The sequence below is a fragment of the Thermoplasmata archaeon genome, from assembly GCA_038851035.1.
Taxonomy (GTDB): domain Archaea; phylum Thermoplasmatota; class DTKX01; order VGTL01; family VGTL01; genus JAWCLH01.
Map to the genome: position 1 here is coordinate 64,686 of JAWCLH010000013.1, position 11,700 is coordinate 76,385.

The 11,700-nt window shown below is 61.1% G+C and carries 7 protein-coding genes, 2 tRNA genes and 1 rRNA gene; 1 reads left to right on the forward strand and 9 read right to left on the reverse strand.

Annotated elements, in window-relative coordinates:
- Window positions 1-5: 5 nt before the first annotated feature.
- The 5 genes from QW379_05685 to QW379_05705 all read right to left on the reverse strand — a co-directional run bounded on the left by QW379_05685 (window position 6) and on the right by QW379_05705 (window position 6,385).
- The gene (locus QW379_05685; protein ID MEM2869896.1) at window positions 6-3,467 is read right to left on the reverse strand and encodes a DNA-directed RNA polymerase subunit B; all 3,462 of its coding nucleotides are present in this window, start codon (window positions 3,465-3,467) and stop codon (window positions 6-8) included.
- A gap of 10 nt (window positions 3,468-3,477) precedes the next feature.
- Complete coding sequence (locus tag QW379_05690) at window positions 3,478-3,735, reverse strand: DNA-directed RNA polymerase subunit H (protein ID MEM2869897.1); 258 nt, start codon at window positions 3,733-3,735, stop codon at window positions 3,478-3,480.
- 57 nt (window positions 3,736-3,792) lie between these two features.
- Window positions 3,793-3,959 (reverse strand) — tRNA-Lys (locus QW379_05695).
- Between the two features lie 278 nt (window positions 3,960-4,237).
- Window positions 4,238-4,322 (reverse strand) — tRNA-Ser (locus tag QW379_05700).
- Window positions 4,323-4,917: 595 nt separating this feature from the next.
- Window positions 4,918-6,385: ribosomal RNA gene (locus QW379_05705) — 16S ribosomal RNA — on the reverse strand.
- A gap of 379 nt (window positions 6,386-6,764) precedes the next feature.
- On the opposite strand from QW379_05705, the gene QW379_05710 reads away from it, so the two are divergent.
- Window positions 6,765-8,315, forward strand: coding sequence for a mechanosensitive ion channel family protein (locus tag QW379_05710; protein MEM2869898.1), 1,551 nt, complete (start codon window positions 6,765-6,767; stop codon window positions 8,313-8,315).
- Here the strand turns inward: QW379_05710 and QW379_05715 are convergent.
- The 4 genes from QW379_05715 to QW379_05730 all read right to left on the reverse strand — a co-directional run.
- Window positions 8,245-9,018: a DUF2225 domain-containing protein gene (locus QW379_05715; GenBank protein ID MEM2869899.1), complete on the reverse strand. Its 774-nt coding sequence runs from the start codon at window positions 9,016-9,018 to the stop codon at window positions 8,245-8,247. The two genes, QW379_05710 and QW379_05715, sit on opposite strands and share 71 nt — an antisense overlap.
- On the reverse strand, window positions 9,018-9,920 hold the full coding sequence (locus tag QW379_05720) for an FAD-dependent oxidoreductase (protein ID MEM2869900.1): 903 nt from the start codon (window positions 9,918-9,920) through the stop codon (window positions 9,018-9,020). The genes QW379_05715 and QW379_05720 overlap by 1 nt, the downstream gene beginning before the upstream one ends.
- Before the next feature lie 24 nt (window positions 9,921-9,944).
- A complete protein-coding gene (gene twy1, locus QW379_05725) occupies window positions 9,945-10,877 on the reverse strand; it encodes a 4-demethylwyosine synthase TYW1 (GenBank protein ID MEM2869901.1) in 933 nt (310 codons plus the stop codon).
- A 149-nt stretch (window positions 10,878-11,026) separates the two neighbouring features.
- On the reverse strand, window positions 11,027-11,700 hold a 674-nt coding region (locus QW379_05730; protein MEM2869902.1), incomplete at its 5' end, for a zinc ribbon domain-containing protein.

The window sequence follows — 11,700 nt, forward strand, 5'->3', positions numbered from 1 at the left end:
CACCCCTACTTCAGGTCCTCCAGCTGGAGCCGCATGGCGACCCCGAGCGAGAGGAGCTCGTCCATCAGGAGCTTGAAGGCGTAGCTGGTCTGAATCGGGTGGATGTTGCCCGTGTCGCCGCAGACCGGGCACCTGAGGAAGCCCCGGCGGTCCAGCATCGCGATGTGGCCACACTTCGGGTTTCCGCAGACGTACTGAATGGTTCCGTCCGACTCGTCGAGCAGCTTGTCTTTGATCACCATGGCTGCGCCATGCCCAATCAGGCAGTCCCTCTCCATCTCCCCGAACCTCAGGCCGCCCTGGCGCGCCCGGCCCTCGGTGGGCTGGCGAGTGAGTATCTGAACGGGACCCCGCGAGCGCACGTGGAGCTTACCCGCGGCCATGTGGTGCAGCTTCTGGTAGTAGATGACGCCGATGAAGATATCGGCCTCAATCATCCTTCCGGTCTTTCCGTCATACATCCTCTCCCGGCCGTTCTCCTTGAAGCCGGCGCTAATCAGCGCGCGCCTGAGCTCGGCCTCCGGCTCCCCGCCAAAGGGGGTCCCGTCCACCATCCTTGCCTCCATGCACCCGACCTTCCCCCCGATCATCTCGAGCACGTGGGCCACGGTCATGCGCGATGGAATCGCGTGCGGGTTGATGATTAGGTCTGGTGTGACCCCGTCGGCCGTGAAAGGTAGGTCCTCCTGGGGCACTATTAGGCCGATGACGCCCTTCTGGCCGTGGCGGCTCGCGAACTTGTCCCCGAGCTCGGGTATCCTCTCGTCCCTCACGTACACTTTGACCATCCTTGACCCATTCTCGGACTCTGTCAGGAGAACGTTGTCGACCCAGCCCTGCTCCCCGTGCCTGACGGTGATCGAGGTCTCTCGGCGCTTCTGGGGGGTCAGGAAGTCGGTCTGCTCCTCCAGGAAGCGGGGTGGTGAGGTCTTGCCCACCAGCACGTCGCCTCCCTTGACCGCCACCTCAGGGCTGATCAGGCCGTCCTCGTCGAGCGAGCTGTAGGTGACGTCGACCCTAGCTCCCCTGATGTCCGGGCTGGGAATCTCGAAGTGGTCTTCCTGCCCGCCCGGGTACCTCCTCTCCTCCGCCCTGTATGTCCTCAGGAAGTGCGAGCGTCCCAGACCCCTCTCTATCGAGGCGCGGTTGAAAACTAGTGCGTCCTCCATGTTGTAGCCGTAATATGAGAGAATCGCCACCACGAAGTTCTGGCCCGCGGGCCTGCGCTTGAAGTTCACGAATTCCATCGCCTTGGTCTGCACGATGGGCAACTGGGGGTAGTGAAGGATGTGGCCCCTGGTGTCGGGCCGAATTCTAAAGTTGGCCGAGGCGAGGCCCAAGCTCTGCTTCGCCATCCCGGCGCCCATTGTATTCCGGGGCGATGAGTTGTGCTCTGGGTAGGGGATGAGGGAGGTACATACGCCCAGAATCACCATCGGGTCGATCTCGAGGTGGGTGTGCTCGGGGGTGAGCTCGCTCTCCCTGACCGCGATGAAGGCGTTCTCTTCCTCCTCTGCGTCGAGCCACTCGATGACACCCTCCCTGACCAGGTGCTCTACGGTTATCCTGCCGCTCCTGAGGTCCTCCAGATGGCGCTCGGTAAGGAGGCACTTGCCGTTCTTGACGACCAGCAGCGGCCTCCTCAGGCGGCCCTCGTCGCAGTTGATTATAATCTCATTAGTGGTCTCGTCGTACCTGATGTTGATCTCGGGCGAGAGCAGGCCCTGCCTCCTCCTCTCCCTTATCTCCTCCACGAGCTCCCGGGGCTTCTCGTGCATGCCGACCAAGTCCCCGTTTACGTAGATCCTTGTCTCGCTGACGTGCTCTCCCCCCTTGATCTCCTTCAGGCCGATGTTGTTCAGGAACCACTTCACCTCTTCCTCATCGAAGCCCTTCGTGACCTCGACGATGAGGGCGTAGTTCTTCACCAGCCCGCAGTTCTGCCCCTCGGGTGTCTCGTTGGGGCAGAGGCGGCCCCACTGGGTCGGGTGGAGGTCACGGGCCTCGAAGTGGGGCTGGGAGCGGGTCAGGGGGCTGGTGACGCGCCTGAGGTGGCTCAGGGCGGCCATGTTGCAGGTCCTGTCGAGGAGCTGGGAGACCCCGACCCTCCCGCCAACCCAGTTTCCCGTGGCGAGGGCGTGGAAGAGCCTCTGGGAGAGGATGTCAGGGCGAATCGCGGACGCTATCTTCAGGTCCCTCCTCCTCCCGAATCCACGCTCGAGCTGGTATTTCAGGTCCTTGCACAGGTTGGTGAAGGCCACGCGGAATAGGTCCTCCATCAGGTCCCCGGCGAGCTTGAGCCTCTTGTTGGCATAGTGGTCCTTGTCGTCCTCCTTTCTCTTGCCGAGGGAGAGCTCGAGCACCGACCTCGCCACCCGGCCGAGGAATATCGCCTTCTTGAGCCTGTCCTTCTTCGTGTCGCCCAGGTGGGGGAGCAGGGAGCGGTCGATGATGCTCTCTACCTTCTTCGTCCTGTACTCCTTGGCCTGGCCCGTGGCGAACTTCTTTTCGAGATAGATTATCGCGTCCTCGGTGGTGAACACGCCGTCCGGAGGATAGAGCTTCTTGTCCTGGCACTCCTCCAGATTGGCGAAGATTATATTCGACATCGCCGGGTCGGAGACTATCGCCCTGTGGATGTCCTCGTCCTTCTCCATCCCGAGGGCCTTCATCAGGATGACCAGCGGTATCTGGCCGCTCGCCGCCGGGACCGACACGATCAGCATACCGTCGGTCTTCTTCTCAACGACTGTCAGGGCTCGGTAGCCCTCCTTCTGCGAGAAAACCTTTGCAATCTCGACTCTGTGGCCGTAGCGCTCGTCATATTCCACCATCACGCGGTTTGGGGCCAGGTCCTCAAGTGAGATTAGGACGCGCTCAGTGCCGCTGATGATGAAGTACCCGCCCATGTCGAGCGGGTCCTCGCCCATCTCGATAAGCTTCCAGTTATATTCCTCATCAGTCAGCTCCCCGTCGCTCTTTATGTTCTCCCTGTGGAGGTTGCACTTGCGCGAGCGTACCATTATCGGCAGGTCTCCGATGTGCACCTTCTCGGGCTCGCGGTCTATGCCGTTCTCCACCACCGTGAACTCGAGGTAAATCGGCGCCTTGTAGGTCAGGGAGCGGAGCCGGGCCTCCATCGGCGTGAGCTCGTGGGAGGAGCCGTCGGCCTCCTTGACCACCGGCAGCCCAACGCTGATGGTCGGCCTGGCGCGCGGCGATATGTTCCCCGTAACTGGGTCCCGGGCCCTGCCCATGTGAATCTCGATGGTCTCGTGTCCGCTCTTGTCGAGCTCGAGCTTTATGACCCCCCTCTCTGTGTCATCCTCGCTGACGCGGACGCTGTCAACGATTTTCTGCATACGGTTGTTCGGGTTGTCCGGAGTTGGGAGGAAGGTGTTGAAAGACTCGAGATGATGGTTTACTATGCTCCGGTTTTTAAAAAAGAACTCAACCAGCTCCTGCATCGCACCACCTCTAGTCCACGACCACCCTGTAGCAGACGTACTTCCCTGCCGTCTCGCTGCTCCTGATGATTTTAATGATTCTCCCGCGCCGAATCTCCTCCCCCGCCTGCGCCTCCAGCGCTTGAATACACGGGTCCGACTTGCGAATCTTCGGGAGTGAGTCCTTGGTTGTCTTGTACTTCGCAAGAACCTCTTTCTCCTCCTCCTCGGACAGAAGGATATGCATCGGAACCAGCTGATGACTCATCACGCTGAACTTCTGCTCCATTTATACCACCCGCTTCCTTCTGCTCCTCTACGACGCTCCTACCGCACTTTTCGCTCACGGGCCTGAGGGGATTCGAACCCCTGGCCACCTGGTGTCCACGCCCGCTGAGGTTCAGCAGCGAACATAAAAGCCAGGTGCTCTTTCTAGGGGCGCCTCGACCGGTCCGCGAGTCATGCGCGCGGTGTGTCTGGGGAGCGCGCCCTACCTAGCTGAGCTACAGGCCCACATGATACCGTCCATAAAGCCTAGGTCCCTGCCAACAACTTCAATAATTTCTGAGGCCATTGCCACCCCGGCCCTCCCCCCCGGTTCTGTCAATATTTATATTTTACCTCCGGATTGAGCATGTGCATACATCAACACCTATTTATATTTAATCGATAAATACCAGAATTTTTATATTTATTTTTATAACAAAGGATGTTTTTTCAATAGTTCACAACAGGCCGGAGGGGGCGCCTTCTCAAATCCCCTTCAACGGTTAACATTGCAATAGAAAAAGCGCGGGGAGGGGGATTTGAACCCCCGTGGTGCATGGCACCAGCGGGTTAGCAACCCGCCGCCTTGCCGGGCTGGGCCATCCCCGCGCTGCGATTTGGTAGGCGGGGACAGAGAGCCCGGCAAGGCTTGCCTCCGAAGGCGAGCGAGCATGAGCGAGCTCGCCGAGGCACGGAGGACCGTGAGGTCTTCCAGGCCGAAGGCGAGCGAGCATGAGCGAGCTCGCCGAGGCGCAGAGGCCCTGAGGGCCTCGGCGTGCCGGGCTGGGCCATCCCCGCGCTTATACCGCCCGATGGCCCGCGTGCGGTTGCTGAAGCCATCGGACGCCATCATGGAGAGCTGAATGAGACCGAGATATATAGAGGTTTGCGGGCTGACGGGCGCCCCATCACGGGGACGGCGCTCTCTCTAGGAAATATTTTCGCGGCTCCGAGTCCCCCAAGAAGCGCTCGTTCCCACACAGCACAACGGAGCGGGCTCTTCACGAACTTCGCTGGCCCAAACCTCCACCGCACCCCTCCCGGCTAGTCTTCGCCTTGACACAGCAGCTCCGCTAACCTGTTTCATATAAAAACTTGGACGCTCGATGAGTTTGGCGCCCAGGAGCCACCAGTTCGTCTGCAACAAGGTAGACCTGCCTCATTTCCCGTTGGTCACGGGCAGGACCACCGATGTTGTTTACGTAGGAGGTGATCCATCCGCAGGTTCCCCTACGGATACCTTGTTACGACTTAACCCTCCTTGCTGAACCTAAGTTCGAGCGTCCCATACAGGACGCCCTCACTCAGACCCAACTCGGATGGTTTGACGGGCGGTGTGTGCAAGGAGCAGGGGCATATTCACCGCGGAATGTTGATCCGCGATTACTACGGATTCCAGCTTCATGAGGGCGAGTTACAGCCCTCAATCCGAACTATGACCGGGTTTCGGGATTGCCTTCCCCTCTCGGGGTTGGAGCCCATTGTCCCGGCCTTTGTAGCGCGCGTGTAGCCCGGGGGATTCGGGGCATACTGACCTATCGTTGCCCCCTCCTTCCTCTGGTTTAGCACCAGCGGTTCCGACAATGTGCTGCCGTCCCGGAGGACGGCGTGGCAATTGGCGGTGGGGGTCTTGTTCGTTATCTGACTTAACAGAACGCCTCACGGTACGAACTGACGACGGCCATGCACCACCTCTCGGAAAATCAGGCAAAGTCATCAGCTTGGCCTTCATATAACCGTCGCCCCCGGTGAGTTTTACGGCGTTGAATCCAATTAAACCGCACGCTCCACCCGTTGCGGTGCTCCCCCGCCAATTCCTTTAAGTTTCAGTCTTGCGACCGTACTCCCCAGGTAGCGAGCTTAACACTTTCGCTCCGGCACCGGGAGCCCCCGTAGGACCCCCGACACCAAGCCCGCAGCGTTTACACCCTGGACTACCGGGGTATCTAATCCCGTTTGCGCCCCAGGGCTTCGTCCCTTACCGTCGGAGCCGTTCTGGTCGGACGCCTTCGCCACTGGTGGTCCCCCCAGGATTACAGGATTTCACCCCTACCCTGGAAGTACCTCCGACCTCCCCCGGTCCCAAGTCCAGCAGTCTCCCCGGAATTCGACCGGTTAGGCCGGTCGATTTACCCAAGAATTTACTGGACCGGCTACGGACGTTTTAAACCCAATAATAACGAGCACCACTCGGGCCGCGGGTATTACCGCGGCGGCTGGCACCCGTCTTACCCAGCCCTTACTCTCCCTGTTTTTTAGACAGGGCAACAGCCAACGATAAATCGTTGGCACTTGGGATTCCCTCGTCGTGGTTTCCCACATTGCGAAGTTTTCGCGCCTGCTGCGCCCCGTAGGACCTGGATTCGTGTCTCAGAATCCATCTCCGGGCAACCTCTCTCAAGGCCCGTACCCGTCGAAGGTTAGTGGGTCCGTTACACCCACTACAGCCTGATAGGCCGCAGACCCATCCTCGAGCGCCGGAGCTTTCAGCCCGGGGTCATTCCAGACTCCCGGGCCTATGGGGTATTATTCTCAGTTTCCCGAGATTATCCCCCACTCGAGGGCAGGTTATCCGCGTGTTACTGAGCCGTCAGCCGAGGTCTTTCACCTCTCGACTCGCATGGCTTAAGCGTATCCCAATAGCGGTGCCCTCTGGCAGGATCAACCAGAATTGGAAGAAACGGTCACATAGACTTCTCTAAACGAACTGGCGGTTCCTGAGTATCGCCTCATCATCGAGCGTCGGAGCCAAGAGGTCCCGTAACCGGTTTTCTCGGCTCTCCATCTCTATCGCGATCAATGGACCTGACTGCTCATGGCCGGAATTCGCACGAATTCCGCTCGCAGCCATCGCCTTCCAGACCGCGGCCCGCGTCTTCCACGGGCAATCAGCTCTTATTACAAACGCATTATATAAAATTTATGCAGACGACCCCGGCCCGAGCGGCCCGCGAAAGCCCGCCTCTGCAGCTAGTGCCGCCGTGCGCTCTGGAGGGACCCGTGCCCTCCGATACTTTTTTACCGTCCACTAGTATTGGACCACGCTCGCAGATGAAGGGCGATAAAATGAGGATGGCGGAGTGTCTCCGGCTCGCAGCCACGCTCGCACTGGTGGCAGCCCTCGTGCTCCAGACCCCCTCCGCCCGGGCTGGGCCTGGCGAGGACGTCAAGATTCTAAACAGGGACGCGAGCTACGAGAGGGAGGTCGTCGGGGGCGAGAGGGCCACGGCGGGCTGGTTCGCCGTGAACATGAATAATATCACCTCCTACAACGTCCGGCTTGGCCTTGCGGACGACTACGGCACCTGGAGGCTCTCGCTGGAGCCGTCGACCTTCGCCCTCTCCCCTAACTCCGCTCAAGAGTTTCAGCTCGTGTTTGACTCAAGGCGGTCGAACCTGGGGGAGACGAAGACGGTGGTGGTCCGGATAAACGTGACCGAGATAACGACCTCCACAACCCCCGCCTCCTTCGAGCTCTCTAGGTCCGTGACTTTCACAGTCGTCGCCCAGCCGACGCAGGAGGTCCACGGTCTGGACCTGCTCGGTTACCACTTGAGCCTGCCGGAGCCTCTGGACAACAGGTGGGGCCGTTTCGCCATTCTGGTCCTGATATGGTTCGTCGTGGGTGCCCTCGCGACCTTCGCCATCATTCCCTTCCTCAGGAAGCTCGCGAAGAGGACGAAGACGAAGTACGACGACATCGTGCTGGACATTATCAGCATCCCCGTTCTCGCAATAATCGTTCTCTGGGGCGTTATCGACTCCCTCGCGCAGCTGGAGCTTAGGGCCGACGTCATATCGTGGCTCGTTCGCGCGCGGGACCTTGTGATAATCCTCATTCTGTGTTACGTTGGATACAAGATATTCAAGGGCGTCCTCATCAGCTGGTTGAAGGAGGTCGCCGAGAGGACCGAGAGCCGCGTGGACGACGTTCTTGTGCCCGTGTTCGACAACATCGGGACCGTGGTGATAGTGGTCATCGCCTGCATCTTCGTCCTGAACTACCTCGGCATAAACGTCACTGTCTTCCTGGCGGGCATGGGCGTGGCCGGCCTCGTCATCGCCTTCGCCGCACAGGACACCCTCTCCAACTTTTTCGCGGGCGTCCACCTCCTCCTCGACAGACCATTCTCGGTGGGGGAGACGATAGTGCTCGAGAACGGGGACTACTGCGAGGTGAAGCATATAGGGATGAGGAGCACCCAGCTCTACAACCTCTTCACCGTGGACACGATATCGATACCCAATAGCAAGATCGCGAACATGCAGATAATCAACGTCTGCCGCCCCACGAGGATGGAGAAGGCGGTGGTCGAGCTCAGCGTCGCCTACGACAGCGACCTGGACAAGGTCGAGAAGATAATAGACGAGGTTGTCAGCTCCCACCCGAATGTGGTCAAGGACGAGAAGCACAGGCACATCATCCGCCTGACCGAGTTCGGCGATAGCGGAATCAAGTACAAGGTGTGGTTCGTCGTCGACGACTTCCAGAACAGGTGGCGCGTCAGCCACGAGCTCCGCAAGGAGGTATTCAAGCGCTTCCGGAGGGAGGGCGTGGAGGTTCCCTTCCCCCAGAGGGTGGTCCGCGTCCGAAGGGATTGAGGCTCTCCTCCGGCAGAATGTCCTTAGGGTTAGTCATCTGCTGCTCTGCGAGGTCGAAGAGGAATCGGTTGCTCTCGTTCTCGCGCAGGGGGCGGAGATGCAGGAGGGCCTCGAAGTGCTTCTTCGCTTCCCTCTTCCTCCCCAACCTCCTCGATATCTCGCCCATGAGGTACCGGATGTGGAGTGCGTCCTCGGTGTGGGGCCTGACTTTACTCAGGGCCTCTTCGAGCTTCTTCAGGGCGAGCTTGCCGTACTTCGCCCTCTCCTCGGGCCCGCTCCACCAGAACGGCTGTACGAAGCTCAGGGCGCGGTCGAAGGGGGTTTCCTGAATATGGCCCAGGTACTGTAGGAGCTCCCCGACCTCCGCACCGTAGTAAAGCCGCGCCGGGAGTGAGGTCTCGATTCCCTCGCCGTATTTGGAATAGAGCACCCTGAGGCACTCTGCAAGCTCCCTCTTCTGCGTCCCGGAGAGCTCGAGCTGGAAGTACTCCTGGTCCGCGCAGAGCTTGCAGCAGGGGCATAGGTGGTAGTAGAGCCTCATGGGGTTGGGCTCCTCATAATTTGGCCTGAAGTCAGTCCTGCGCGTCTCGTAGCCGAAGGACTTCGCCTCCCAGGAGATGAAGAATGTGTCGCATACAGGGCAGGTCAGGGAGATCGAGTCCATCTTCGTCCTGTCCCTCTCCCTGTCCCTCTCGGCCTGCATTAGCCCCCTCCCCCGCCCCTGACGTGCTCCGCCGCCCTTATGCCCGCGACGCAGCCCTCGCCCACGGCCTTCGCCATCTGCCAAGGCGGGCCAGTTACGTCGCCCGCGGCGAATACTCCCCGGGCGGCGGTGGCCTGGTTCCTATCCACAGCCACGTTCCCATTCTCGTCGAGCGAGATGCCCAGCGAGGCCCCGAGTTCCATGACCCCGCGCGCCCCTTTCTCTATGAAGACGCCATCGGTCTCGAGCCTGCTGCCGTCCGAGAGTGAAACGGCCTCAACGGCGTCCCTACCCAGAATCTCCCGGACCTTTCTCCCCGTCATAACAGCTACGCGCGCCTCACCGAGCTGCCTCACCAGCTCCGGAGCGACCTCGAGCCTCTCGGCCACCAGATTGACTGTTGAGGCAAAGCGCGCCAGGTGCAGCGCCGCGCCCGCGGCCGCGCTCCCCTCCCCGACCACAACCACCCTCTTCTTTTTGAAAAACCCGGCGTCGCAGTCGGCGCAGTAGCTGACCCCCCTGCCCTCCAGCTCCCTCTCCCCTGGCACCCCGAGCCTCTTCCTCGCGGCGCCCGTGGCCAACACCACTGCCCCAGCCCCCAGCGTTTTGCCCGACTCTAGTCTCGCTAGGAAGCCCTCTCTCGAGGTCTCCAGTGCCATCACGTCCTCCGCAATGTGCCGCGCGCCGAAGCCGGTCGCCTGAGCGAGCCCGATTTTAAGAAGCTCCTCGCCGCTCCTCTTGCCCGGAAGGAAGGCGTAGTTCTCTATGTGGCCCTTCGCGAGCGCGCTCCCGGATGGCCTTCCAGTTATCACCACCGAGACCCCCCGGCGCGATGCATGGATGGCCGCCTGGATGCCGGCGGGCCCCGCGCCTACGATGAGGACTTCGCAGCGCTCGTCCATCGAGTTCCCCAACACCGATTCACCTCATTTTATTTTCGCTCGCGAAGGGTCCCGCGTCAGGGCGACCACCCTGCTGTCGGGCCTCTCGCCTAGTGTGACGTAGCCGGGAAGGAGTGCCTCCAGCCGCCGGGCGAAGAGACGGACTCTTTCCTGCGAGGGCATGTTGGATAGGCTGAGCCTGCTCCTCGAGTCCCCGACGAATACATAGCCCTTCGCCTCGATAAAGAGAGGCTCGGCAGCCGCGTCTAGCGCGGCGTAGTCCTCCTCCCGCCCCAGATTCCAGCCTTCGACCAGGGTGTGGCGGATAACGGTTCTTGTGTCCAGGGATGGAAGCAGCTCCAGCGTCTCTCTGAGCCTCTGCCACCCCCCAGAGAATCGGGGCGCGCAGAGCTTTCGGTAAGTCTCTTCGTCAGGCGCCGCGACGGTTACGTATAGCTGGTCCGGTAGAGGGTCAAGTCGCTCCAGCGCACGGGGCAGAGTTCCATTCGTGACCAAGAATGTCGTGAAGCCCCTCCGCCTCAGCACTTCGATGAGGCCGCCGAGGCGTGGGTAGAGGGTCGGCTCGCCGCTCAGGGATATCGCGGCCTGGTTCGGCTCCCGCGCCTCCCTCCAGAGGAGGGGGTCGCAGCGCTCATCGCCCCTGAAGCCGGATATCAGGCTCCTCTGGGCCTGAATCGCTTCCTCGACTATTATCTCCGGGTCATCCCTTAGACCCTCGCCGCCACCGTCCGGGTGGAGGCGCCAGCAGAAGAGGCAGGAGTGGTTGCAGTTGCTGACCGCTGGAGTCATCTGTAGGCACCGGTGGGTCAAGATGCCGTAGAACTGCTCCTTGTAGCAGGGCCTGCCGTGGAGCAGCTTCTGGCGCATCCAGTGGCATAGCTTGACCGCGCTGTGCCGGCCGGGGCCGACGACGCGGTACTGCTGGCGAATGAGTATCCTCAGGCTGTCTGGGTCCACGAAGGGACTAGTGCGACCCCGCAATAAAAAGGTTGGGGGAGCAGAATCGGCTCTGGAAATCGGATCAAGCAATGCGCAAGGGATTTCCCGGTGTGCTCTTCCATGGCATTAGACACAAAAGTCCCCAGACCAGCCTTCCTTTCCTAGCCTTATCTCGTCTTGTGCCCGCAGGCCGGGCACATTGGCCACTCGGGCTCAAGGGCCTCGCCGCAGGATGGGCACCTGAGAGCGCCGCTCGGCTTTTTTGCTTGCCCCTCTGCAACCGCGGGTCCTCCCCCAGCCCGGCCCGCTACCCCTCCCACAACTCCTCCCAGCGCCGCCCTCGCCTCCATCGCAAACTGCATCGCCGCCTCCCCGTCGCCTTCCTTGATGAAATCGCGAGCGAGCTCGAGCTTCTCCATTGCGCCCGAGACTTGCGCCGCTCCATCCGGGTGCTCCTCAAGATGCTCCGCAAGAGCGTCCTCGACCTCGGCGACGAGCTTCTTCGCCTCCTCGAGGACCTTGTCCTCTTTCGAAGGCCTCGCGGCTGCCACAGCTGCACCGGCCCCCGCGGCGGCGCCCGCAGCCGCTGCAATCCCTGCAGCGGCCGCAGCGGCTCCCGCGCCACCCGCGCCGGCCGCACCCGCCTCCTCGCCAGCCCTCCTGCGCCTCCTCGAGACCGCCACAAAGACAGCGGCAAGAACGACCAGCAGGATAACGATGCCGAGCGCTAATCCAGCCCCCGCCACCCAGCCCGTTTCCTGAACCGTCACCTTCTCGGCCTTCAGGACAACGATGCTCACCTCGGCCAGAGCCTTCTCCGTACCATCAGAGACCTCGAGCG